Annotated in this window: 20 protein-coding genes; 14 read left to right on the top strand and 6 right to left on the bottom strand. The window is 70.5% G+C overall.

The features are described from left to right. The first annotated feature begins 70 nt into the window (after positions 1-70). The 4 genes from QRX60_RS36815 to QRX60_RS36800 all read left to right on the top strand — a co-directional run bounded on the left by QRX60_RS36815 (position 71) and on the right by QRX60_RS36800 (position 5,633). Complete coding sequence (locus QRX60_RS36815; protein ID WP_285996060.1) at positions 71-1,081, top strand: LacI family DNA-binding transcriptional regulator; 1,011 nt, start codon at positions 71-73, stop codon at positions 1,079-1,081. 71 nt (positions 1,082-1,152) lie between these two features. Continuing rightward, a complete protein-coding gene (locus tag QRX60_RS36810) occupies positions 1,153-3,450 on the top strand; it encodes a beta-xylosidase/alpha-l-arabinosidase (RefSeq protein ID WP_285996059.1) in 2,298 nt (765 codons plus the stop codon). Between the two features lie 11 nt (positions 3,451-3,461). Then, positions 3,462-4,664: an SGNH/GDSL hydrolase family protein gene (locus QRX60_RS36805; RefSeq protein WP_456298899.1), complete on the top strand. Its 1,203-nt coding sequence runs from the start codon at positions 3,462-3,464 to the stop codon at positions 4,662-4,664. A gap of 261 nt (positions 4,665-4,925) precedes the next feature. Next, complete coding sequence (locus tag QRX60_RS36800; protein ID WP_285996057.1) at positions 4,926-5,633, top strand: Asp23/Gls24 family envelope stress response protein; 708 nt, start codon at positions 4,926-4,928, stop codon at positions 5,631-5,633. Positions 5,634-5,680: 47 nt separating this feature from the next. Here the strand turns inward: QRX60_RS36800 and QRX60_RS36795 are convergent, their stop codons facing one another. After that, positions 5,681-6,244, bottom strand: a complete 564-nt coding sequence (locus QRX60_RS36795) for a dihydrofolate reductase family protein (RefSeq protein WP_285996056.1) — start codon at positions 6,242-6,244, stop codon at positions 5,681-5,683. A gap of 374 nt (positions 6,245-6,618) precedes the next feature. Here QRX60_RS36795 and QRX60_RS36790 point away from each other — a divergent pair, with 374 nt between their 5' ends. The 4 genes from QRX60_RS36790 to QRX60_RS36775 all read left to right on the top strand — a co-directional run bounded on the left by QRX60_RS36790 (position 6,619) and on the right by QRX60_RS36775 (position 10,293). Beyond that, positions 6,619-7,497, top strand: coding sequence for a hypothetical protein (locus QRX60_RS36790; RefSeq protein WP_285996055.1), 879 nt, complete (start codon positions 6,619-6,621; stop codon positions 7,495-7,497). 72 nt (positions 7,498-7,569) lie between these two features. Then, positions 7,570-8,430 (top strand): ThiF family adenylyltransferase, encoded by an 861-nt coding sequence (locus QRX60_RS36785; protein ID WP_285996054.1) that lies wholly within the window; start codon positions 7,570-7,572, stop codon positions 8,428-8,430. Beyond that, positions 8,427-9,578 carry a 3-oxoacyl-ACP synthase III family protein gene (locus QRX60_RS36780; protein ID WP_285996053.1) on the top strand — a complete coding sequence of 384 codons (1,152 nt, stop codon included), beginning with the start codon at positions 8,427-8,429 and terminating at the stop codon, positions 9,576-9,578. Before QRX60_RS36785 ends, QRX60_RS36780 begins: the two co-directional genes overlap by 4 nt. A 28-nt stretch (positions 9,579-9,606) precedes the next feature. Further along, a complete protein-coding gene (locus tag QRX60_RS36775; protein ID WP_285996052.1) occupies positions 9,607-10,293 on the top strand; it encodes a Crp/Fnr family transcriptional regulator in 687 nt (228 codons plus the stop codon). Between the two features lie 8 nt (positions 10,294-10,301). Here QRX60_RS36775 and QRX60_RS36770 read toward each other — a convergent pair whose 3' ends face one another. Continuing rightward, a complete protein-coding gene (locus QRX60_RS36770; RefSeq protein ID WP_285996051.1) occupies positions 10,302-10,841 on the bottom strand; it encodes a hypothetical protein in 540 nt (179 codons plus the stop codon). Between the two features lie 216 nt (positions 10,842-11,057). On the opposite strand from QRX60_RS36770, the gene QRX60_RS36765 reads away from it, so the two are divergent. The 5 genes from QRX60_RS36765 to QRX60_RS36745 are packed head-to-tail and all read left to right on the top strand — an operon-like array spanning position 11,058 to position 16,730. Continuing rightward, positions 11,058-11,750, top strand: coding sequence for a Crp/Fnr family transcriptional regulator (locus tag QRX60_RS36765; RefSeq protein ID WP_285996050.1), 693 nt, complete (start codon positions 11,058-11,060; stop codon positions 11,748-11,750). 45 nt (positions 11,751-11,795) lie between these two features. Continuing rightward, positions 11,796-13,028, top strand: a complete 1,233-nt coding sequence (locus tag QRX60_RS36760; RefSeq protein ID WP_285996049.1) for a hypothetical protein — start codon at positions 11,796-11,798, stop codon at positions 13,026-13,028. Beyond that, a complete protein-coding gene (locus QRX60_RS36755; RefSeq protein WP_285996048.1) occupies positions 13,025-15,301 on the top strand; it encodes a hypothetical protein in 2,277 nt (758 codons plus the stop codon). The genes QRX60_RS36760 and QRX60_RS36755 overlap by 4 nt, the downstream gene beginning before the upstream one ends. After that, positions 15,298-16,365 (top strand): hypothetical protein, encoded by a 1,068-nt coding sequence (locus QRX60_RS36750; protein WP_285996047.1) that lies wholly within the window; start codon positions 15,298-15,300, stop codon positions 16,363-16,365. Before QRX60_RS36755 ends, QRX60_RS36750 begins: the two co-directional genes overlap by 4 nt. Continuing rightward, entirely contained in the window at positions 16,365-16,730 is a 366-nt protein-coding gene (locus tag QRX60_RS36745; protein ID WP_285996046.1) for a hypothetical protein, read from the top strand. Before QRX60_RS36750 ends, QRX60_RS36745 begins: the two co-directional genes overlap by 1 nt. Before the next feature lie 104 nt (positions 16,731-16,834). Here the strand turns inward: QRX60_RS36745 and QRX60_RS36740 are convergent, their stop codons facing one another. From QRX60_RS36740 to QRX60_RS36725, 4 genes are read right to left on the bottom strand one after another with little or no spacing between them, the layout of a single operon-like run. Continuing rightward, positions 16,835-19,912: a helicase HerA domain-containing protein gene (locus tag QRX60_RS36740; protein WP_286003777.1), complete on the bottom strand. Its 3,078-nt coding sequence runs from the start codon at positions 19,910-19,912 to the stop codon at positions 16,835-16,837. Next, positions 19,912-20,541 carry a hypothetical protein gene (locus tag QRX60_RS36735; RefSeq protein WP_285996045.1) on the bottom strand — a complete coding sequence of 210 codons (630 nt, stop codon included), beginning with the start codon at positions 20,539-20,541 and terminating at the stop codon, positions 19,912-19,914. The genes QRX60_RS36740 and QRX60_RS36735 overlap by 1 nt, the downstream gene beginning before the upstream one ends. Beyond that, positions 20,538-22,175 carry a CATRA system-associated protein gene (locus tag QRX60_RS36730; protein WP_285996044.1) on the bottom strand — a complete coding sequence of 546 codons (1,638 nt, stop codon included), beginning with the start codon at positions 22,173-22,175 and terminating at the stop codon, positions 20,538-20,540. Before QRX60_RS36730 ends, QRX60_RS36735 begins: the two co-directional genes overlap by 4 nt. Before the next feature lie 3 nt (positions 22,176-22,178). Further along, the gene (locus tag QRX60_RS36725; RefSeq protein WP_285996043.1) at positions 22,179-22,760 is read right to left on the bottom strand and encodes a toll/interleukin-1 receptor domain-containing protein; all 582 of its coding nucleotides are present in this window, start codon (positions 22,758-22,760) and stop codon (positions 22,179-22,181) included. A 259-nt stretch (positions 22,761-23,019) separates the two neighbouring features. Between QRX60_RS36725 and QRX60_RS36720 the strand changes: the two genes are divergently transcribed. Further along, entirely contained in the window at positions 23,020-23,982 is a 963-nt protein-coding gene (locus QRX60_RS36720) for an SEFIR domain-containing protein (RefSeq protein WP_285996042.1), read from the top strand.

Genomic DNA, 23,982 nt, shown 5'->3' with positions numbered 1-23,982 from the left:
AAGAGTTTGCTCCCGGGCAAATCGGATGTCAATCGTTGTCGATAACGTTTTACATCGCTAGTCTGAGCCGATGCAGCCCAGTTCCAGGGTGACCATCCGTGACGTCGCGGCCCGTGCCGGCGTCTCGGTGGCCACGGTGTCCAAAGTGATCAACGAGCGCTACGGCGTCTCCGCCGCGACGCTCGCGAAGGTCCGCGCGGTGATCGACGAGCTCGGCTACGAAGCCAGTCTCGTGGCCCAGAGCCTGCGCAACCACCGGACCAACGTGATCGGGATCCTGGTCGCCGACCTCGAACCGTTCTCGACGGAGCTGCTCAAGGGCGCCGCGGACGCCATCCGCGGCAGCGGGTTCGAGCTCGTCGTCTACTCCGCCGGCGGCCGCACCGGCGACCCGGCGGGCTGGGAAAAGCGCTACCTGTCACGCCTTTCCGGCACCCTCGTCGACGGCGCCGTGCTCGTCACGCCCGCCGTCTCGCTCGAGGCGGTGCCCGGCACGCCGGTCGTCGCGGTCGACCCGCACACCGGGCCGTCGCACCTGCCCACCATCGACTCCGACAACCTGCGGGGCGCGCAGCTGGCCACCGAGCACCTGCTCGACCTGGGGCACCGGCGGATCGCGTTCCTCTCCGGCCGCCCCGACCTCGAGTCGGCGTCACTGCGGAAAGCGGGCTACCTGCGCGCTCTCGAGGCGGCGGGCGTAACGGCAGACGAGAACCTCATCCGGATCGGCGCCTACGACCCGGAAGTCTCCGCGGCCTCGGCGCACGACCTGCTGACCGGCCCGGACCGCCCCACCGCGGTGTTCGCCGCGAACGACATCTCGGCCATCGCGACCGTCGGCGCGGCCCGCGAGCTCGGTCTTTCCGTGCCGGACGACCTTTCGGTGGTCGGCTTCGACAACGTCCCCGAATCCGCGCTCTGCAGCCCGCCACTGACCACAGTGGACCAGCCGATCCGGGAGATGGGGCACCGGGCGATCAGCATGCTCATCGCGCTGATCAACGGCGACGAGGTCGAGCGCACCCACGTCACCCTCGACACCGGCCTGGTGGTGCGGAGCTCGACCCGGGCCCTCCTCTGATCTCCTGTGCCATCCGGGGCTTCGCCACTCGGAACCCCCGAAAGCTCCCTCCTGACGAAGGGCGGAAAGCCTTGACCACGCAGCCTGCCGCGGCCCCCGAGCCGTGGCGAGACACCGCGGCCGACCCGGGCGAGCGCGTCCGCGCCCTGATGGCGCGGATGACCCTCCGCGAGAAGCTCGCCCAGCTCTACGGCGTCTGGGTCGGCATCGACTCCGGCGGGGAGATGGCCCCGCACCAGCACGACTTCGTCGACGCCGCGGTCGACCTCGACGACCTGGTCCGCCACGGCATCGGGCAGCTGACCCGCGTCTTCGGCACCCGGCCGGTCGACCCGCTGATCGGGGCGCACAGCCTCGCCCGCACGCAGCGCCAGATCGTCTCCAGCAACCGGTTCGGCATCCCCGCCGTCGTGCACGAGGAATGCCTGACCGGGCTCGCGGCGTGGCAGGCGACGATCTACCCGGCGCCGCTGTCGTGGGGCGCGACGTTCGACCCGGACCTGGTGCGGCGGATGGCTTCGCGCATCGGGCAGACCATGCGGGAGCTGGGCGTGCACCAGGGGCTCGCACCGGTCCTCGACGTCGCCCGCGACCTGCGCTGGGGCCGCGTCGAGGAGACCATCGGCGAAGATCCGTACCTGGTCGGCGCGATCGGCAGCGCGTACGTCGCCGGGCTCGAGTCCGCCGGCGTGATCGCGACCTTGAAGCACTTCGTCGGCTACTCCGCTTCCCGCGCCGGGCGCAACCTCGCGCCGGTTTCGGCCGGGCCGCGGGAGATCGCGGACGTCCTGCTCCCGCCGTTCGAGCTGGCGCTGCGCGCGGGCGCCCGGTCGGTGATGAACACCTACACCGACATCGACGGCGTCCCCGGTGCCGCCGACCCGGCCTTGCTGACCGAGTTGCTGCGGGAGACCTACGGTTTCACCGGCACGGTCGTCTCCGACTACTTCTCCGTCGCGTTCCTGCACCGGCTGCACGGCGTCGCGGCCGACCGCGCCGACGCCGCCGCGCAGGCGCTGACCGCGGGCATCGACGTGGAGCTGCCCACCATGGACTGCTACGGCGAGCCGCTGCTCGCCGCGGTGGAAGGGGGCGCGGTCGACGCCGCCGCCGTCGACCGCGCCCTCGAACGGGTGCTGCGGCAGAAGTGCGAGCTGGGGCTGCTCGACGCGGACTGGGCGCCCGAGGTTCCCGAGGAGATCGACCTCGACGACCCCGGCTCCCGTGCCCTGGCGCGCGAGGTGGCCGAGAAGTCGATCGTGCTGCTGCACAACGACGGGACACTGCCGGTGGCGCCGGGCACCCGGGTCGCCGTGGTCGGGCCGCGCGCGGACGCACCCGGCGCGATGCTCGGCTGCTACTCGTTCCCGCTGCACGTCGGCGTGCACCACCCGGACGTCCCGTTCGGCGTCTCGGTGCCCACGGTGGTGGAGGCGCTGCGGTCGTCCTTCGACGTCACGTACGCGCTGGGCTGCCCGGTCGTCGGAGGCGACGACGCCGGGATCGAGGAGGCGGTGGCGGCGTGCGCGGACGCGTCGGTGTGCGTGGCCGTCCTGGGCGACCAGGCCGGGCTGTTCGGCGGCGGGACGTCCGGTGAAGGCTGTGACGCGCCGGACCTGCGGCTGCCGGGCCGCCAGGAGGAACTCCTGGAAGCGCTTCTCGCCACGGGGAAGCCGGTCGTGCTGGTCCTGCTCTCCGGACGCCCCTACGAGCTCTCCCGGCAGATCTCCCGGCTCGCCGCGGTGGTCTCCGGGTTCTACCCCGGCGAAGAGGGCGCTCCGGCGCTGGCAGGTGTCCTGAGTGGACGGATCGATCCGTCCGGCCGGCTGCCGGTGAGCTTCCCGGCGGCCGGGGCGAGCCAGCCCTCGACCTACCTCGCGGCGCCGCTCGGCCGCCGCAGCGAGGTGAGCACGGTCGACCCGTCGGCGTTGTTCCCGTTCGGGCACGGGTTGTCCTACGCGCCCGCGACCTGGGTCGACGTGAGCGCGACGGGTTCGCTGTGGCCGACGGACGGCGTGTGCCGGGTCCGGGTGACGCTGCGGAACGACCACGCCCGGACCGCGACGGAAGTGGTCCAGGTGTACCTGCACGACCCGGTGGCGGAGGTCGTGCGTCCCGAGCGCCAGCTGATCGCGGCCCGCCGGGTTTCGCTGGAGCCGGGGACGACCACCGTCGTGGACATCGGCCTGCACGCGGACCTGACGTCGTACACGGGCCGGTCGGGCCGGCGCCTGGTCGAACCCGGCGACGTCGAGCTGCGGGTCGGGACGTCCAGCGAACAGTTCGCGGCGACCCTGCACTGCACGCTGACCGGGCCGCGCCGTGAGGTCGGCTTCGACCGCGTCCTGACGCCGGAGTTCGGATCATGAGACGAACTTCGGTGATCGTCGTCCTGGCCGTCCTGACCGCGTTGTTCGTCGGCGCGTCCGGGCGTCCGCCCGCGTCGCAGTGGGTGGCGACCTGGACGTCGATGCCGCAGCTGACCGAGCCGTCGAACCTGCCGCCGGCGCCGTACACGGGGACCGACCGGGTGCTGGACAACGCTTCCGTGCGCCAGACGGCGCACGTGTCCGTCGGCGGGCCTCGCCTCCGCCTGCGGTTCTCGAACGCCTTCGGCGGGGCGCCGCTGCCTCTTTCGGCCGTCTCGGTGGCACGTCCTCTCGACGGGCGCGCGGGCGTCCCGGCGGTCGTGCCGGGCAGTGTCATGCCGGTGACGTTCCACGGAAAGGCCTCGACGACGATCCCGGTGGGCGCGCAGGTGGTGTCGGATCCGCTGCCGTTCCCGGTGCGCCCCTTCGAGAACGTCACGGTGACGACCTACCTGGCGCACGGCCAGAGTTCGCTGTCGATCACGTCCCACCCCGGCTCGCGCACGACGTCGTACCTGGTGCCGGGCGACCAGGTGTCCGCTTCGGACCTGCCGGGCGCCACGCCGGTGGACCACTGGTACTTCCTGAGCGGCGTCGAGGTGCTTTCGCCGGCGTCGGCGGTCGCGGTGATCGGCGATTCGCTGTCCGACGGGCGCGGCTCGACGACCAACGGCAACGACCGCTGGCCGGACGTGCTGGCGTCACGGCTTTCGTGGGCGGTCGTCAACCAGGCCGCGGGCGGCAACCGGGTGCTGCAGGACGGCCTGGGCCCGAACGTCCTGGCCCGCCTGGACCGCGACCTGCTGGCGCAGAGCGGGGTCACCCGGGCGATCGTCTTCGAGGGGATCAACGACCTCGGCACCGCCGCCCCCGCTTCCGCCGCCGGGACGGCGTCCGACCTCATCGACGCGTACGACCAGATCCTGACCCGCGCCCACGCGGCCGGCATCCTGGTGTACGGCGCGACGTTGACCCCGTTCGGCGGCAACGAGGGTTACGACGACCCGCTGCGCGAGGCGGCGCGGGCTTCGGTGAACACGTGGATCCGAGGCCACTTCGACGCGGTACTGGACTTCGATCGCGTGGTCCGGGACCCGGCGGCGCCGACCCGCCTGCTGCCCGCCTACGACGTCGGCGACCACCTGCACCTCAATCCCGCGGGGTATCGCGCGGTGGGCACGAGCGTTCCCGCCGGGCTATTCCGGAATGGCTGACGGAATGCCGAGGGGTCAAAAAGTGGACAATTCCCGGACGCCATTTCCCGGTCGACATCACTGATCGCTCACCCCCGCCTGACGGACCGTGATCACAGGTCCAGTCAACCTGGAGAGCGTTGTCTCGCGCCGGATATCTGTTGGGACACAAGCGAGTCTCGAACCTGGGGGTCTGTGGCGAAGGTCACCGGCGATACCCCTATAGTGTCGCCGTCTCAGCTCGTCCCCATCCGTAGTCGTCGCTCCCGAAAAGGGGAAAACATGTCCGACGTCATCAACAGCATCTTCGGTCGCGCCCAGAACGAAACGCCCAGTTCAGAAGGTTACGGCTACGGCAGCGCCGCCACCGAAACCGTCGACACGACCGAGACCGAGACGGTCGAGCCGGCCGAGGACGCCACGGAGACCGAGGACGCCGTCGACGAGACCGCTGACGTTTCCGAAGCCGACGACACCGCCGAGACCGAAGAGGACGACACCGACGAGGCGTCCGGCGACGCGGTTGCGGACGAGGCCGTCGAGTCGGAGTCCGACGAGGCCGAGTCCGAGTCCGACGAGGACACCGACACCGCCGACGAGGCCGTCGCGGAAGAGATCGAAGCCGCCGAGGAGGTCCCGGAGGCGGTCGCTGCCGAGACCGAAGCCGCCGAGGAAACCGCATCCCGGCCCGCCGCCGGCACCCGCGGCAGCACCACGGTGGCCGACGGCGTGGTCTCCAAGATCGTCATCCGCGTCGCCCGCAAGGCCGAAGGCGTGTACGAACTCGACGAGGCGGGCACCTCCGTCGAGGTCGAGGGCGAGGTCGCCACGATCGCCGTCACCCTGGTGGTCGAGTTCGGGCGCGCCGTGAAGACGCTGGCCGAGCAGATCCGCATCCAGGTGGTCGAAGCGGTCGAGCAGTACCTGGGTCTCGAGGTCGCGTCCGTGGACGTCCACGTCGCCGACATCCACTTCCCGGACGCCGACTGATCCGCCGCTCGGTCCCGGGCGTGCCGCGCCCCGGGACCGAGCGCCCGTCACCGGCGCACGACGTACCGCAAGTGGAGTACGCCGCGATCCGCCAGTTGCCGCACCAGGTCCAGCTCGATCAGGTCCCCGTCCCCGAACAACCGGCGGCCGGCGCCGAGCAGCACCGGCACGACGTGCAGTTCCAGTTCGTCCAGCAGCCCCGCTTCCAGCAGCGCCTGCGCCGCACCCGCGCCGTGGACCATGACCGCGCGCTCGCCCGCCGCGGCGCGCGCCTCTTCCGCGCACGCGACCACGTCCGTGAAGAACCGCGCGCTCCCGGGCGGGGTGTCGCCCGGGTCGACGTGGTGGGTCAGCACGTGGATCGGGACGCCGTCGTGGTGGTCGCCGCCCCAGCGGCCGGCCAGCTCGAACGTCCGCCGGCCGGAGATCAGCGCGCCCGTCGCCATCGCCTCGGCGAACACCTGCCTGCTCGGCCCGTCGCCGTGGCGGTCGTCCAGCCAGTCGAACAAGCGGAAGCCACCGCGTCCCATTTCCTGTCCCGCGCGGTCGTCCGGCCCCGCCACGAAGCCGTCGAGCGACATCGTCATGTAGAGCCTGATCGGTCCGGTCATCGCTGACCGCCTCCTTCGCGTCGTCGTCACCTTCACGTCGAACAGGAGGTGCCCGAATCGACGTCGGCAAGATGATCTCTCCCCCGCGGGGGTGAAGCCGCACCGTGAACCGCCCCGGCACCCGTCCGGAACGGCCCGCCGCCCCTTCGGGTGGAAGACCGTCGTCGATCTTCATCATTAGCGGACACGGAGATCACCGGGCGTCGATTTCCCTGCGGATAACGGATTTCTCGGCCGCACGCAGTCGATTTCACACCCTCACGCCTGGGCGGTCGGCCGCTGCTACTGTTCGCCCGCCCTGGTCCGGACCACGCCGTCCGGACCGGCCTCTTCCGGGCGACCTCCGCCCGCACCTCCTGGAGAAAAGGCTCGACTTGACCCACCTGAACCACTCCGGTCCGGGCACGGCCACGCCGGACTGGCACGTCACGGCGTTCCGCGGCGACCGGTCGATGCTCGGGGCCGTCCGCGAACTCCGCGCGCGGATCCTGTTCGACCACGGCCGCCGCCCGGACTTCCGCCGCGCCGACGGCACCCACGCCGACGACCAGGCCCTCGACTTCGGCGCGAGGCACTTCATCGACCGGCAGAGCCCGGCCGGCCTGCCGCTCGGGTACATCCGGCTGTCCACACCGGACGCCGGCGTGCCGTACCAGTCGCGCGAGTTCCTCGGGAGCGAGCGCTACGAGGAACTGCTGGCCGCCGAGGGCTTCCCGGAGGCCGGCGTGTTCGAGCACAGCCGGCTCGTGGTCGAGCACCGCGCCCGGAAGCTGGGACTGGGGCAGTACCTCAACGCGCTGGCGATCGGCGCGACCCACCACCTCGGCGCGCGGGCGATGATCGGCACGTCCGGCACGAAGGACGTCCAGGACCGGTTCCACGAACGGTTCGGCTTCCGGCCCGTGCGCGGCACCCGCCGGTACGTCCCGCAGTACACCGAAGACGTCGTGATCATGCTGCACCGCGTCGCCGACGGGGCCGGGCGGCACCACGAGCTCGTCACGCGGCTGCGGGACGAGTTCCCGGTCATCGTCGGCCGCCCGGCGCCCGCCGTCGCCGCGCCGAAGGCTCACGCCCCCGCGCCGGTCACCCTGGCCGGCGCGCCCGCGCCGGACCGCGACGGGTGGCGTCCGGTGCTGCACACCGCCGGCGGCGCGCTGGACGCGTTGCTGGCCTCCGGCGACGTCCGCGAAGTCCACGACACGATCGACGACCAGCTGACCGAACTCGTCCGCAACCGCGAACCGGCGTGACGCGACGCCGCCGAGATCGAGCGGCTCAAGGACGACCAGCTGGCCGGGGTTCCGCGGTGGGCGTACGGAACCTTGGCCTGGTACCCGTGGTCCGGGCGGCTCGTGCACGTGCTGCCCCGGGAGGAGTTCCGGCTGGTGCGCACCGACCGTAACCGGGGCCGGATCGAGCGGCCCGAGCAGCGCAGCCTGTTCGGCAAGCGGATCGGGATCATCGGGCCGTCGGTGGGCAACAGCGCGGCGCTGACGTTCGCGCTGGAAGGCATCGGCGGTGCGTACCGGCTGGCCGACTTCGACGACTTCGGCCTGTCGAGCCTGAACCGGCTGCGCGGCGGGGTGCACGACCTCGGCGTCAACAAAGCGGTGCTGTCGGCGCGCCAGATGGTCGAGATCGACCCGTACCTCGACATCGAGATCCAGCGCGACGGCCTGAACCCGGACACCATCGAGGAGTTCTTCCGCGGCGGGATCGACCTCCTCGTCGAGGAGTGCGACACACCGTGGGTGAAGATCGCGGCCCGCGAGTACGCGGGCGACCTCGGCATCCTGATCGTGATGGACTGCAACGACCGCGGCATGCTCGACGTCGAGCGGTTCGACGAAGAGCCCGACCGGCCGCTGCTGCACGGGCTGCTCGGCGACGTGAAGTCCGTCGACCTGCTCGAGCTCGGCCGCCGGGAGAAGGTCGAGCTGATCCTCGCGATGGTCGACGCGGAGCGGATCAACCTGGAGCTGGCGGCGTCGTTCGGCGAGCTGGGCCGTACTTTGAGCAGCTGGCCGCAGCTGGCGTCCGGCGTCGCGCTCGGCGGGGCGCTGTGCGGTGAGGCGGCCCGGCGCATCCTGCTCGGCCAGCCCTGCGGGTCCGGCCGGTTCTACACCGACCTCGACCGGCAGCTGCACCCGTCCCGGAACGTCTACGCCGGAGGGGCCCGGTGACCGGCCTGCCCGTTCCCGTCGCGATCACGGGTACCGGAGTCCACCTGCCGCCGGAGGTCGTCACCAACGCCGAACTCGCGGCGACGCTGGACACTTCGGACGAGTGGATCGTCAGCCGCACCGGCATCCGCGCCCGCCGCCGGCTGGCGCCGGACCGGGCGACGTCGGACATGTGCGTGGCGGCGGCCCGCCCGGCACTGGCCGCGGCCGGCGTCACCGCCCGCGACGTCGACGCGATCATCGTCGGGCCCTACACCTCCGACCAGCCGCTGCCGTCGACGGCCCTGATCGTCAAGGAGGCGCTGGGCGCGGACCGCGCGCTCACACTGGACGTCACGCAGACGGCGTGCGCGAACGGGGTCCAGGCACTGTTCCTGGCGGCGCACCTGCCGCAGACGTCGGCGGCCCGGACGGTCCTGGTGCTGGCGGCCGACTGCGCGGCCCGGGTGACGAACTCGGCGGACCGCACGACGAGGGTGTTCTTCGGCGACGCGGCGGGGGCGGCGATCCTGACGCGCGCATCGGCGCCACAGGGCGGCCTGCTGGGCTGGGACTTCGGCTCGGAGCTGTCCTACGACGTCGAGATCCCGGCGGCCGGCGAATACCCGAAGATGAACGGCAGAGCGGTCTGGAACACGGCGACCCGCTGCCTGCCGGACAGCATCCTCCGGGCGACGGACAACGCGGCGGTACCGGTGGAGGAGGTCACGCACTTCTTCCTGCACCAGGCGAACCTGAACATCATCCAGGCGGCCCTGGACAAGCTCGGGGTTCCGTTGGCGAGGGCACCGATCACGGTGCAGAGCCTGGGCAACACGGGATCGGCGGGCGTGTTCACGGCATTGCACGAGCGCTTCGGCGCGGGGCGGTCGCCCCCGGAGACACGTACGTGGTGTCGTCGATCAGCGCCGGTTTCCAGTGGGGCACCTTGTGTTTCCGCCACGTGTGACGTGACTCGTGGCCCCGGCTTGGCCGGGGCCACGCGCCGGACTTCGTGCCCGGAACCGGCTGACGCAGCCCGGCCCGGCTTCCGCGGCGCCGGTCGGCTCGTCAGCCGCTGGGCGGGTCAAAACTGCTCGCCGGATTGGACGCGCAGGATCGCCGCGATCTCACCTCTGGGCCTTTGCCGACGGCCTCTCACACCATAGTATGCGCTTGGGTGAGGGGAGTGTGACGTTGAGTGATCACCTCACGCGGTTCCCGCCGGGAAGCCTCTTGGCGGGTCTGCCACCGAAAGCCGCCTCGGCGTTGCTGACTCTCGGCACCGCACGCGAATTCGGCCCCGAGACCGTACTGCTCCGCGAAGGGGAGCCGAGCACTCACGTGCTGCTGCTGGTCGAAGGCTGTGTGAAGGTCACCGGGACGACGCCGGAAGGCCGGCTGGCGCTGCTGGCCATCCGGGTCGGCGGGGACCTGGTGGGCGAACTGGCGGCGCTCGACGGCCAGCCCCGGATCGCCACGGTGACCACCGCCGGCCGGGTGCGCGCGCGGTCCGCCGGGCAGGCCGAGTTCCGGCGGTGCCTGGCGGAGACGCCGGCCTTGGCGCTGGCGGTGTCCGGCAGCGTGGGGGCCAAGCTGCGCTGGGCGACCCGCCGCCGGATCGACTTCGGCAGCCGGGAGGTCAAGATCCGGCTCGCCCGGGTGCTGGTCGAGCTCGCCGCGTCCTACGGGGTCCCGGCCGGCTCGACCGTCGAACTCGGCGTCTCGCTGACCCAGCCCGAACTCGCCGCCCTGGTGGGCGCGGCGGAGCCGACCGTGCACCGCGCCCTCGCGCTTCTGCGCCGCGAGAACATCGTCGAGACCGGGTACCGCCGGCTGTGCGTCCGCGACCAGGCGCGGCTCGCCGCCGTGGCGGGCGGTTGACCGCCACGTCAGGACACCGCCGTCAGGACCAGCATTCCCAGTCCCCCGGCGAACAGGACGTAGGTTCCGGCCAGCGCGGACCGCAGGTGACGGTGCTTGCGCAGCGCCAGAGCCGCCAGCAGCCCGGCCAGCTCGTGGGCCTGGGCGCACTGGTCGCGCAGGGTCCGGAGAACCGGATCGGCGGTGCCGGCCGCGACGCTGGGGAAGGCGAACCGATTCCGCGCCGACGGCGCGCGCGTCCGCGGCCGGAAGGCCTGCACGAGGTGGAACGACGAGTAGGCATACGCAATCGCGAAACAGAGCAGGACTGCGAACACCGCGAGCCGCGGCACGGACGCCGGACGCGGTGCGCCGAGCAGCCCGGCCTGAGCGGTCACCATCGCGGTGATCATCGTCTGCACGGCGACGACGGTCCGCACCTTGTCGTCGGCGTGCTGGACCGCGCCCTGGAAGAACGAAACCGTCGTCAAGGCCGTGCCGAGCTCCGCTTCCCAGCGGCCCACCCCGCCCTTCAGCCCGGCCGGCGCCTTGGTGCTGCCGTTGCGCATCGCGCTGCTCCCCTCGTTCCCGCCCAGCTTCCCGCTCCCGCCAGGCGGTCACGCCGTCCTCCGATGGGTTCTCCGCTGGTGACTTTTCCCGCGCGATCCCGTCCTCTGAGGTGGTGGTCACCGTCGTGAGCGGGGCGCAATGGACGTCCGCGGCACTCCAGGGAGGGAGCGGAGCTGAACCAGCAGCCTTGGCCCGACGGCAGCCTCCTCGGCCGCATGTCCGCCCGCACCCGGCAACGGTTCCTCGAACTCGGCACCACGGTCACCTACGGCGCGCGCCAGCACGTCTTCCGGCAGGGGGAGGAAAGCCACCACGTACTGGTCGTGCTCGACGGGCTGGTGAAAGTGTTCGTGGACACCGAGTTCGGCCGGCCGGTCCTCCTCGGCCTGCGCGGCCGCGGTGACTTGCTGGGCGAAATGGCGATGCTGGAGCACCGCCGACGCTCCGCGGACGTGGTGACCTGCACGCCTGCCCGCGTCAAACTGATCGGGAACGCGCAGCTGACGACGTTCTTCGACCGCAGGCCCGACGCGTGGGCCGCGATGGCCGGCTCGCTCAGCCAGCGGCTGTCCGGAGCGAACGTCCGCCGGGCGGAGTTCGTCGCGTGCCCTGCGCCGGTGCGGGTCGGCCGGGTCCTCGCCGAAATCGCGCGCGCCTACGGAGTCCGGACACCGGACGGCTGGGATCTCGACGTCGGGCTGACGCAGACCGAGATCGCTTCGCTGGCCGGGGTCGCGCTGGCGACGTTCGAGAAAGCTCTGCACCGGTTGCACCGATCCGGTCTGGTGCACCGGAAATCCCGACGGATCGTAGTCGACGACCTCGCGGGGCTGTCCCGGTTCGGCGTAGCCGACCGGGCGAACCCGTATCAATACGGGATCAGGGACGAAGACGTGGCTCAGAGTTAGGGCTCGGGACCACCGGAGGGTCACCGATCTTCGGAGGAGGACGGGTTGCCGGACCACATCGACTTCACCAGGATGCTGTTGCTCGCCGTCGACGCTTGGCGGTACGGCAGCCGCGACGGGCAGCAGCAGTTCGATCTCCAGCAGGCGCTCACCACCGCAGTGGACGCGGCGGGGGCGGCCGCGGGCCTGGATCCCGCGGCGTGGCACCGGCAGCCGGCCGGTGACGGGTTCCTGGACTTCATCGCCGACAGCGGAGCCGAGCTCGCGCTGGTCGATCCGTTCGTGCGCGAACTCGACGCGTGGCTCGGGCGGTTCAACCACGACCGGCTGCCGAACGCGCGGCTGCGGCTGCGCTTGGCGATCCACCACGGCGGCGCGGTCCCGGCGGCCTGCGGCTACGCCGCGGACGGCCCGGTGCACGTCTGCCGGCTGCGCGACGCCAAGCCGTCCCGCGCCGCGCTGGCGCTGGTTCCCGAAGCAAACCTAGTCCAGGTCCTTTCCGAACCGATCTTCGGTTCCGTCCGGCAGCGGCTCACCACTCTGTCCGCCGCGGACTTCACCCCGGTCCTGGTGGACGAGCCGGAGAAGGAATTCCGGGAGAAAGCCTGGATCCGGGTACCCGGCGTCTCCGCCGAACGGCTGTCGAGGCTGATCGAACCGGAAGACCTGACGATCTGGGTGGCCCCGGCCGCGGGCTCGGAAGGCGCTCGCGCGGCGGCGCTCGCGTCGTTCGACGCGGCGGGAATCCCCCGTCCGGACCACGTTCCCGGCACCGGCGACGCGTTCGTCGTTCCGCTCTCTTCCGCCGTCTCCGGCGATTTCGTGCTAGGGGTGTGGGTGCACCACCTGCACGAGGCGGTCGGGACGTCCGGGCGCGTCACGGTGTCCGTCGGCATCGCCGCCGGCCGCGACCTCGACGCGGCGCGCAGGCTCGCCACGGGCGAACCGGCTTCGGCCGTGCTCGCCGGAGTGGCCGACGCGCCGGTGGTCGTCGTCGTGTCCGAGGCCGTGCACCGGCGGTTCGTGGCCGGTTCAGGCGCCGGCATGGTTCATCCCGACAGCTACCGCCGCACCGGCACCGAGCCGGAATCCTGGTTGCGCGTGCCCGGGTACGCGATGGCTCCGCACGCGAGCAGCGCCCGGCAGACGAAGGCCACGGCGCCGCCCGCCCACACCGCCGGGGTGGTCAACGGGCCGGTCTCGAACATCGGCAGCGCCGTCATCCACGGGTCGTACGTCAATGGCCCGGTGTACCACGGCAACGGGTTGTTCGGATGAGCGCCGCCGAGAACGAGGGACCGGCCACTCAAGAGCCGGGTACCGGCGGAGCGGGCCTGCAGCCGGGCAAGGAACCCGTCGACGGCGGCCGCGACAGCGACAAGCGGCTCTCGTCCGACAACGGGCGGGAAGTGAACGACGCCATGTCCGTCGGCGAGCAGTTCTACTCGCCCGATCTCGCCCCGAAGGCGCGGGTCTCGATCGGCACGGCCAACCTCCGCGACCTGCACGTCGGGGACAACTACGAGCTGTTCCTCGGCGAGAAGGCGGCGCCCGCGGCCGGCCCCGTGCCCGGCGATGTCCTCCGCTGGACGAGGGAACGGTACTTCGCGGTCGACCGGTACCCGGAGATGTACGACGCATTGGAGAAACGGCGCGTCATCCTGCTGCGGGGTCAGCCGGGAACGGGACGCACCACCACGGCCATGCACCTGCTCGACCGGCTCGCGCCGAACCGGGTCTTCCGGCTCGGGTGCGGCAAGACCGCGAAGTCGCTCGCCTCCGGGAAGCTCCGGGAAGAAGACGCCGGCTACGTGGTGGAGCTGCCGAGCCGGGTCAGCGGCGGCCTCACCGAAGCCATCCTCGACGAGTTCAGGGGCAAACTGGAGGAAGCCCGCTGCTACGGCGTCCTGGTCGCCGCCGTCGACCCGCGGCACGTCAGCGCCTTCGGCCGGTACGCCTTCGACTACCGGGCGCCGGACCCGAAGGACCTGCTCCGAAAGCACCTCGAGCATGAGATCCGGCCTGCCGATCCCCCGGATTTCGCACGGAACCTGCGCCGGCTGAGCGAAGCCGCCTGGACCGCGGAGGCCCTGGGGCCGTGCCCCCGCCCGTCCGAATCGGCCTGGATGGCCACGCTGCTCGCCAAGCACGCGCGCGGCGAAAGCACCCGGGAGGAAGTCGAACAGGACGCCAAGCAGGCCGTCGGCCAGCAGGTGACCGAGTGGTTCGGCGAGTTGCTCGGCCTGTCCCCCGGCCCCGAGCTCAACGAGGCGTTGCGGCTGGCCGCGTTCCGGATCGCGCTGGCGGTGTTCAACCGGTCGCCTTACACGCTGGTTGCCGAAGCCGCAGAGGCGCTGGGCCGCAAGTTCACCGGTAAGGGGACCGACAAGGACAAACGTGAGATGTCGCTGTTCGCGGACGACCGGAGCAACCGGTTGCCCGCGCTGCGCGCGAAGATCGTCGGCGGGCACGCGACTTTCGGCCGTGAGCTCATCCCGATGGAGTTCCTCGAATTCCACGACCCGCGGTACCCCACCGCGGTGCTGGACCACGTCTGGCGCCACCACCACCGGCTGCGGACCGCGCTCGAGCCGTGGTTCGCCGAAGTCGGCAAGGACAGCAGGCCGATGATGTGGGTTCGGGCCGCCCAGGCGATCGGATACCTGGGCCGGCTGGACTTCGTCACCGTGTTCACCAAGATGATCGAACCGAACGCCTGCTCCGACAACTGGGACGACTTCCAGTCCCTCCGGCGGCGGTCCGCCGCGATCGCCCTCGACCAGGCGGCTCAGGACGACGGTGTCCGGCCTGCGATCATCGAGCGACTCCGCTGGTGGCGCCGGTTCGGGACAGCGGAGGAGCGCTGGACAGCGGCGGCGACCTACGGTTTCGCTCTCGGGCGCCGTCGCGTGCTCGAAGCACTCGAGGAGCTGCGGGTGCTGGGCACACCGTCGGAGCGCGCCCATCCGCTCGCTCGCGGAGGCGACGACGAGGTCGTCTGGATCGCCGGCTTCAGCGTGGCCAAGCTGCTGGCCTTCGGCAAGGTGCCCGAGGTGCTCGATCATCTGCGCCGGTGGCTGGCGAGCAAGCGGAGCAGCCTGCGCAGGCTCGCGTTGACCAGTCTCCGGCACCTGGCGAGCTTCTACGGCTTCGAACTCGACTACCTGTCGGTGTCGATGGAGAACGACCGGCCGGTCCTGCCCCACGGCGCGCAGCGCTGGCCGTTGCTGCTGGCGCTGTGCGCGCAGGACGACGACACCGCCCGGCGGATCACCGAGCTGCTGGCCAAGGCCCTGCGGTCCCGGGACGGCGACGACCTGGCCCGGTTCCTGCTGGCCCGTTGGGTCCGCTCGAGCCAGCGGGACCCGGCCCTGCTCGACGTGCTGGCCAGGTTCATGGCCGGGCTCGTGGTCCACGACGGCGACGCACAACGGTTGCAGTACCTGCTCGGCCGGCTGACCGAGGACTGGGCGGACCCGCTGCGGCCTGAAGTCGCGGCTCGGCTGAGCACGGCGCTGCGGAACGGTGAAGGAACGAGGGTGGCGGTATGACCGAAAAGACGATCAGTCCCGAGGCCGGGGGGAAAGAACGCGAGCGGACCGCGACTCCGCCACCCAGCGCGCCGGCCGGCGCCCCCGCGGAGGCGCCGGCCGACGGTGGCTGGCAGAAGGCAGCAGAGCGGAACTACGAGTCGACCGTGCGGACGCTTGCCGCGTCCGCCTACGCGCCGATCGTCGGTGCCGAACGGGTCAGCCGGTTGAGCCTGCTCCGGAGGCACAAGGCCCAGCGGCCCTGGGTCGCCCGCGTGTTCGTCGGACGAGACGGCCGGCTCGACGTCTTCTCCTGGACGAAACAGCCGACCACCGGGGAACTGCTCTGGGGCGGCTACCGGTCGGTGTACGACGTCGACCTCTCGCTGCGCAACCTCAGCCTGGAAGTCACGCTGCCGAGTGCCGGCGACGCGTTCGTCTTCCGCACCGAGGTGGACGTCCAGTGGCGGGTCGAAGACCCGGAAACCGTCGTGACCAAGGGACTCCGGGACATCCGCCCGCTCGTCGTCCCTCAATTGCTGGCCGGGCTCCGGCAGGCGAGCCGGACCCTCGAGACCTCCGACGTCGAAACCGCCGAGAAGGCGGCAAACGCCGCCCAGTTCGACTCGCGCTGGCTCCGGGCGGAGTACGGGCTCTCGACGAACGTCCTGGTGCGCCTGAGGATGGACGCCCAGACCGAGCGCGCCCTCCGGCTCGACGCCGAGGTCCGGGCGTTCAAGAAACTGATCGAGCAGGGCGACCTCGACCAGTTCGCGTTGCAGCTGGCGCAGAACCCGCGGAACGTCCAAGCGGTCGTCGAAGCCTTGGTGGCCGAGCGGGACACGCACCGCAAGGACGTCCTGAACTTCGTCACCGAGCTGATCGGCTCCGACGCGCTGGACCGCTGGCAGATCGACGACGAGGTCCGGGTCATGATGCAGTGGATGCAGACGTCCATCCGCCGCGTGCTGACCGGCACCGACGCGGCGCGCCGACTGCCGTTCGAACCGGGCCGCAACGGTGACACCGCGCGGCCGGCCCAGGAGGGCCCGCACATCGCCGAAGACGTCGCCGGCGGTGCCTGATGTGGCCGGCTTTCCCGCACGCGCTGGCGACGTCGGCATTCGTCGTCGTGGTGGCCTGCCTCGCCGTCCGGTTCGCCCTCCCCGTGGTTCTCCGGACGCTCGTCGAGCCCGTCCGTGAGACGATTTCCCTGGTGGCGGCGGTGCTGGTGCTCCCGGAGTTCTGGATCAGCCGCACGCGTCGCCGGGACGGCGGGACCCCGTCCCCGTTCGCGTACGCCTACGGCGACGGGATCGCCCGCCTGGCCTGCGTGGGCGATCGCAGCGTCGTCCTGGTGCTGCGCTCGCTAGCCCGCGCCGCGGTCGCGGTGCACCCGATCGTCGTCGGGTTGCTGGCGATCGTGTGGCAAGTCGTCACAGCGGTGTGACCGGAATCGCCAAGGAAGGCTATGCCGGTGGAGCGCCGGTGGAAGCCGCCCAAGCAGACCCATCGCTCGGTCCCGGGTGCGACCGGACCCGAGACCGAGCCGGGTCACTCCTGCTCATCGCGCGCCCGGGCGATCACCTCCTCCAGGCGAAGGGGGCTGGCCGGGTGGTAGGACAGGCACAGCGGCGTCGCCACCTGGCGGAACCCGAACGCCTCCCCCGCCACGTAGAACTGGGCGCGCTCCAGGCGTGAGATGTCCGCGACGGGGCTTCCCTTGGCCCGGGCCAGGTCGTTGGCCGCCGCGATCTGGGCCGGGCTGTTCAGGCGGCCGAAGAACTGCGTCATCGCGTTGCCGACCACCTGGTTGTGCAGCCCCTTGGGCGCCTGGGTCGCGAACAGCAGGCCCAAGCCGTACTTGCGCGCCTGCGAGGCGAGGACGATCGTGCTGCGCGTGCTCGCCGTAAGGGTGCCCGACGCCGCCATCGTCTGGGCTTCGTCCATCACGAACAACGCGCCCAGCGGCCGGTCGCCCGCCGGGTTGCGCTTGATCCACGCGAACAGCTCCATCTGCAGCTGGTTCACGAAGTTCTGCCGCTGCTCGTCGGCCTGCAGGCCGACGAAGCTGATCACCGACACCCGGGCCCGCTTGCCGGGAGCCGGGGTGAGCAGCGCGCCCGGGTCCACCGGCTCGCCGCCGCCCGCGAACAGCGGGTCGTTGACCATCGCCGCCTTCAGCACCTCGGCCAAGCCGGCCGCGATGCGCGGGGCGTCGTTGAGGTTGCTGACGTCCTCGGGCAGCTCGGTCAGCAGCTCGATCAGCTCGGGCAGGCTGCGCGACCCGGTCCGCGCGTGCCGCACTACGGCCTGCCGCAGCACGGCGAGCCCGATGTTCGTCTTCGCGGTGCTCCCGGTCAGCCGAGCCTGGGGCGCCAGTGTCGCCACCGCCACCTCGACCGCCGCCGCGAACTCGTCGGAGTCGTCGAGGACGCCGGCGAAGTCCGGCAGCGGCTGGAACGCGAGCGGCCGCCCGGTCGCCCGGCCCGGTGTCCAGACGACGACGTCGGTTTCGGCCAGGTACCGTTTCGCCAGCTGGGCGTCGTCAGGCCCCCAGCCGTCGGGCGGCGTGGGCCAGGCGTCACCGAGCCGGGCGAGGTCGTTGTTCGGGTCCAGGACGATCGCGGAGACCCCCAGGAGAGCGCACTCCTCCACGATCCGCCTGAGCAGCACGGTCTTCCCCGAACCGGAACCGGCGAACACGGCGGCGTGTTTGCGGAGGGCGGAGAGTTCGACCCGCACCGGCTCCCCCGAGCCGACGACGGTGCCGAGCGTGATCTCCCCGTCCACCGGCGGCGGATGCGTCCCTTCGGTGGGCTGCCCCGACGGCTTCTCCGGAAGAACGGCGGACAACAGATCCGACCGGCTCGCGGGACGGCGGTCGATCAGCCACTCGTGCAGCTCACGGCCACCGTTGCCGAGCATTCGATCGAGGGCCCAGAAGGTGCGCACGTCCTTGTCGGAGAGCGGCATGCTCCGGCCGCCCGCCTTCCGGAACTCGTCGAGTTCCAGCTGGGTCTTTTCGCCCCGCGACCACTTCGGTTCGCGGATGATCACGAGATGGCGGTTGTCCACCCCCAGCCGCTGTCCCGCGGCGGACCGAGCTTTCCGGAACCGGCTCAGCGCGGCGAGGGGTTGCCGAGCGGCTATCGCCCGGAACGCCCAGTGCTCTTGGAGGTCGGCCGTCTCGTCGATTGTCCGGGTGAGCCAGGCGTGCACCTCGCTGCGCCCGTTCTGGTGTTCGCACGACCATTCCAGGTCGTCGTCGCCGACTTCGGCGATCCAGCAACGCAGCGCGGCCGACAGAAGACCTGGCATCACCTTGTCCTCGGTCTTTTCGGTGAGCAGCTTTCCCGGATCGACTTCCGCCTTCACCCTCTCGAATTCGGTGTCGAGCTCGCCGAAGCGGTCGTTCTCCAGGGCCGTCCGCACCGGGGCCACTGCCACCGGGACCCGCTCGTCGAAAGAGCTGAGTTCCCGGATCTGCTTGCTGCGCAGACACACGTCGATGTGGGCGCCGATGCGCTTCAGAAGTTCCCGCGGGGTCCACTGTTCCCACGTTCCTTCGAACGCCGACGGAGCGACGGGCCAGGTCGGATGGGGTGGCATGAAGTCCATGGCCTGGTAGGCCACCCCGAGCCGTTTCTCCACCAAGGCCCGACCGACGCCGGCGTCGGTGATCCGGCCGAGCGTCACCGACTCCCGGAACCGGTCAGGAACGGTGCCCGCCGCCTTCGTCTTGATCTGTTCCCAAGTACTGGGCAGACATGCCAAGACGGTCAGGGTCTTGTGGGTGACCTCCCGCAGCCCCATGAGCCCGTCGGCGATCTGCGCCACGAGCAGGTCCTCCTCGACGCTGTCGCCGATCTCCTGAGTGCGCCTCATCGATCGCGCGACCAGCGTGTCGAGCTGATCCACGGCAATCACGACCGGACCGGTGAGGGAGAGGAGCTGAGTGATCTCCTCGACGAGCACACGCGAGGGTTTGGGCCGTGAATAGATATTCCACTCCCGAGCTTCGGCGGTGAGCTCGTCGTTTCCGTCCAGGTAATCCTCACCGATGTATTTTGAACCGCGGTCCCGGCTGGCGATGAGCACAAGCGCTCGCGCGGTGTCCTCACACCGATCGGCAACCATCTCGTCCAGGCGACGTACTCCGTCGACGAAGGCTTCGAGGTCGTCCACCTTCAGCCCGCGCCCACGCCGGATGGTCGTCGTGACATCGGCGCCGACTTGAGCTCGCAAGCACACTCGTAGAAGAAAGCTCTTCAGCTGCGACTCGCCCGATTCGTCCAGCCGGGACAGGCCACGACGCAGTGCCTCGGCCGTGTTGTCCCAGAACGCTTCGGCGGCGGTCACGTCATCGAGGAAGAAGTATCCCCGCGCGCGGTGCACGTGCCTGCGGACGAGGCCCAGGAGGTGGGTCTTGCCGACGCCTTTCAGCCCACGCAGAACGAGTCCGATGGGGCTGGGTCCGTCGCTGGCGATGGCGTCGCGAATGCCGGTGTCGAGTGCGTCGAGTGCATCGGCGTGCAGCCCGTCAACGTGGTAGGGCGAATCCCGCCAGACATGGTCGGGTGTGTCCGCCCAGTCGAACCGCAGTGTTGCCAGCGCCGTCAGCTCGTCCATCACGATGCCTCGATCGAGATGAGGTGGTTGTCCTCACCGCCGATGCGGATCGCCGCTTGGTGATCGGCGGTGGTGAGGGCCTTGCGATTCTCCTCCGGCACGAGGTGCGCCTTGCCTGTGCGACTCAGCTCTTTGAGTACGACGTCGACCTCCTCCGCGGGTGCCCCGCCGAGCTTCGGCCGGAGGTCCACCAGAGCGACCCAGCCGCGCGGTTCACTGACAAGCTCGAGGTAGGCGGTCCGGATGCGGTTCTCGAGTGATTTGGCCGGGCCCGGGATGATGTCGGCCCATTGCAGGTTCCGGCGCCCGAGGTGCTCGCCGAGTCGGCTGGCGAACACGTAGAGCGCGGAACACAGGTGACTCTGCGCGCGCGTCTCCGGCGGGCTACCGACTGCGAGCTCCTCCAGGCACCAGGCCCATCCGTCTTCGGTGAGCTCGTGGGCGTAGGGGCGGCCGGGCTTACTGACCTGCACACTCGTGATGTACCCGCCGTCCTGCAGCTGCGTGCGATCCTTACCCGTGAGCGTGAAGCCCACCAGCTCCTTCAGTTCCGGATTGAGTACCTGGCGGCCCAGCGCCATCAGCGTCAACATCGCCGCAGTCTGGTGATGTCCCAAGCGGTCGGTCATCCGAGATCCTTCCGGTGGTTCGGGTGCTGCGTCGTGGTCTTTGCGCGGGCCTCGAGGGTCCGCAGGAGCCAGTCGATCGACTGGCGGACCCTCGGCGGTGCCGCGTGCTGGTCGTCGCCGTTCGGGGGCCGGGGCTTGGTTGCCACTGCGAGGTCCGCCGCGAGCTCCTTCGTCCGCCCGCCGTCACCGGCCCCGACTGCCGACTGCAGGGCGGTGACCAGCTCGTCCACCAGGTCCCAACGGGACGGGCGCAGCCGAGATCCGCGCGCCTGGCCGAGCACTGTGGCGAGGTCGAGGTCGTCGTCCGTCTCGACGAGCGGGGTGAAGCCCTTCAGCTGGCCAACCAGGTCGCGGGCCACCTCGGCCGAGCCGCGGGAAGCGCCCAAGCGCAGATACCTGAGGTTGCCGACGTAGCCCGGCAGCATCCCCGCCTCGGTACCCGCCGTCAAGATCGGGATCACCCGGCGGTCCTGGCCGAGGGTGCGGTGCAGGAACAGCTCGACCTCGGCCGCCTGCCAGCGGCTCACCTTGCCGTCGACGAGCAGGCACAGGTGCCGCGCGTCGTCCTCGGCCCGCGCAAGCAGTGAACGATCACCCGACAGCGACTTCCCCACGCGGACTTCGAGCTTCTCCAGCTCGGCGACCAGCTCGTTCGCCATGCCGACCGACGAACGTGGGATGCTGACCCGCAGGTCGTGCTTGAACTCCTGCCGGCTCGCCCGCACTGCGGACACGTAGGCGTCTCGGTTCTCGGCCAGCAGGTCGGTGCGGTCGAGCCGGCACGCGATCACCGCTGCCACCGTCTCCAGCGCGAACCCGATCTGGTCCGCACTCGGCGTCTTCTCCGACAGCACCGGCAACTGCTCGCCGAAACTCCAGTAGGACACGTACGGCAGTGTGAGGTGGCGGGACATCGTCGCGGGCGCGACGGACTGGTCGAGCCACGTCCGGTACAACTCGGACGTCTCGCCGACGACGATCTTCCGCCACTCCTCCGACCGGCCGTACTCCTCCCGGCTGTCGAACCGCGACAGCACTGGCAGGACGGTCAGCCGCGAGCGGTCGAACGGCAGCAGATTCCTGGCCGCGTCCGCCCGCCGGGCGACGTCCATCGCGCCGCCGATGCTCTGCCTGTTCGCCGTGAACAGCATGACGAGGTGGTCCGGCAGGTGCGCCGTGCAGATGCCCCCGATGTCGGAGATCCCGGTCCGGCTGTCGATGAAGACGAAGTCGTATTCGGCGGTCCACTGGTCGCGGCACTTTTCGAGGTACTCGCCGAAGCCCTCGTCGTAGAGACCGTCCCAGTCGATTCCCTGCACCTGGCCGATGTACCCGCGGTCCTCACGGCCCGCAGCGATGAAGTCCAGCACGTCCACGTTCTTCAGCGGAAGGATGTACTTCTTCGGCTCGAAACGGCCGGCGCGGAAGTCGTCGACGAGGTCGACCACACCTCCGCGCGGCGCGCGGGGTAGCTGTTCCCGGAAGTAGTCGCCGAGGCCGGGCGCTTCGAGGTCCCAGTCCAGGCAGAGCACCCGGTGGCCCCAGCGCGCAAGCAGTACGGCGATGTTGGCCAGGGTGAAGCTCCGGCCGACCCCGCCTTTGTAGGAGTAGAACGTGAAGACCGATCCCGGCATGGATCAAAACCTCGGCATCCGTGCCCGCTTCGGCGGTTCCGGGGCCGGGGTGAGCACCGGCCAGTCGTCACGCCAGTCCGGCGCCCGTTCGATGAGCTCCTCCAGCTCCTTGGCGATCTGCCCGATCTGTTCGTTGAAGTCGAGGTACGCCGGTGCGGTCTGGAAGTGTTCGAAGGGCTGGTTCCACTTGTGGAGGTCACGCATCCGCCGCGCGTTGGCGTAGTCGGGGAAGTTCCACGAATCGCAGAAGATCACCGGGTAGATGAGCTGCGGCGGGCTCTCCTGCGAGTCTTGGCCGAGCACTTCCCGCTCCGCCATCGAGTGCCACTCGGCCAAGCACCACTCGTCCTTGAAGTACTTCGGAGAGCACACCGGCACCAGCACGCGACTGCGCTGAAGCGCCGACCGCAGCTGCTCGGGCCAGTTCGCACCCGTCGGGATCCGGTCGTCATAGAAAACCCGGACGTCTCGGTAGAAGTTGTTGTCGAGCACCTCGGTCAACCGCGGGTGAAAATGATTTCGCACCCACGAAGGGACATCCTTGCCCGAACGTTGGTAGCTGATGAAGACGTCGTACTGGTACACGCGTGCTGACGCTCCTTCATCGCTCCCCACCAGGCGGATGTCATACTAGATCCGCTTGCCACCGGCGAAGAAGGCGGCAAACCTGACAGATCCAGGACAATAACTGGCCACGTCCGACCTGCCGCCGGAAAACGCATCTTGACAAATTTCCCTAACGCCGATACATGACAGTCGGAAGCCGAGAGCGAAGCCGCGAAGTGTTTCCGGAGTACCGATCTCCCGGATCGGTGAATCACCGACCGATCCCGAGGGGAAGCCGATGCCCGAGCACGAGGCACCGTGGGTGTTCGTCAGCTATTCGCACGACACCCAGGAGCACAAGGACCACGTCCGGAAGTTCGCAACCTTCCTGCACAGCCGGATCGGCCTCGAAGTCGTGCTCGACCAGTGGCACGACAACCACCGCATCGACTGGTCACTGTGGGCCACCCGGCACCTCAAGGCGGCCGACTTCATCCTCGTCGTGGCCTCTCCCCTGTACCGGGCTCGAGCCGACGGCGACGCACCACCGGACGAAGGACGCGGTGCCCAGTTCGAGACCGCCATCATCCGCAACAAGCTGACCAAGGACCTCCAGGACGGCACCCGGCGGGTCCTGCCGGTCGTCCTGCCCGGCGGGTCGATCGACGACATTCCCGAGTTCCTCAACCCCTACTCGATGACGCGGTACGAGATCACGGAGTTCACCGACGACGGCGTCGCCGACCTGCTCGCCGCGATGACCGGGCGGGGGAAGCACCCCATGCCGCCACGCGGCCGGTGGCTCGGCGGGTCCCAGGAGCCGCAGCCGGTCCTCGCGAACGAGCTGCGGTGGACCGGCAGCAGCTCCGGGGTGCAGCGAACGGCGGCCTGGATCGACGGCGTGCGGTACGAGGACAGCATCGTGCTGCGTTCGAGCGCCGCGCCGGGGTACGTCGAGGTCGACCTCGGCGGCCGCTACCAGCGGTTCTCGACCGTCGCCGGGGTGCTCGACGACGCTGCCGATCCCTTCCAGGTCGGCCGGTTCCGCGTGCTCCTCGACGGCAGGCCCCGGTCCGAGCACGAAGTGGCGTTCGGGAAGCCGGCCGCGATCGACCTCGACGTCACCGGTGCGCTGAAACTGCGGCTCGAGATGTCGCGTCCGGGCGTCGCGGCGTCTCCGTTCGGCTCCGCGGCCGTCGTCATCACCCGGCGGCGGGGACGGCCGCCGGAGCTCGCCCTCGGGGATCCGACCGTCACCTGA

The sequence above is a fragment of the Amycolatopsis mongoliensis genome (assembly GCF_030285665.1).
Lineage (GTDB): Bacteria > Actinomycetota > Actinomycetes > Mycobacteriales > Pseudonocardiaceae > Amycolatopsis > Amycolatopsis mongoliensis.
The sequence above is the reverse complement of the archived record's forward strand: the minus strand, read 5'-3'. Positions and strand labels throughout refer to the sequence as shown.

Coding starts and splice junctions, on each gene's coding strand:
- QRX60_RS36815 (WP_285996060.1), top strand. CDS start 71: ATGCAGCCCAGTTCCAGGGTGACCATCCGTGACGTCGCGGCCCGTGCC.
- QRX60_RS36800 (WP_285996057.1), top strand. CDS start 4,926: ATGTCCGACGTCATCAACAGCATCTTCGGTCGCGCCCAGAACGAAACG.
- QRX60_RS36795 (WP_285996056.1), bottom strand. CDS start 6,244: ATGACCGGACCGATCAGGCTCTACATGACGATGTCGCTCGACGGCTTC.
- QRX60_RS36770 (WP_285996051.1), bottom strand. CDS start 10,841: ATGCGCAACGGCAGCACCAAGGCGCCGGCCGGGCTGAAGGGCGGGGTG.
- QRX60_RS36765 (WP_285996050.1), top strand. CDS start 11,058: ATGTCCGCCCGCACCCGGCAACGGTTCCTCGAACTCGGCACCACGGTC.
- QRX60_RS36755 (WP_285996048.1), top strand. CDS start 13,025: ATGAGCGCCGCCGAGAACGAGGGACCGGCCACTCAAGAGCCGGGTACC.
- QRX60_RS36750 (WP_285996047.1), top strand. CDS start 15,298: ATGACCGAAAAGACGATCAGTCCCGAGGCCGGGGGGAAAGAACGCGAG.
- QRX60_RS36745 (WP_285996046.1), top strand. CDS start 16,365: ATGTGGCCGGCTTTCCCGCACGCGCTGGCGACGTCGGCATTCGTCGTC.
- QRX60_RS36740 (WP_286003777.1), bottom strand. CDS start 19,912: ATGGACGAGCTGACGGCGCTGGCAACACTGCGGTTCGACTGGGCGGAC.
- QRX60_RS36735 (WP_285996045.1), bottom strand. CDS start 20,541: ATGACCGACCGCTTGGGACATCACCAGACTGCGGCGATGTTGACGCTG.
- QRX60_RS36730 (WP_285996044.1), bottom strand. CDS start 22,175: ATGCCGGGATCGGTCTTCACGTTCTACTCCTACAAAGGCGGGGTCGGC.
- QRX60_RS36720 (WP_285996042.1), top strand. CDS start 23,020: ATGCCCGAGCACGAGGCACCGTGGGTGTTCGTCAGCTATTCGCACGAC.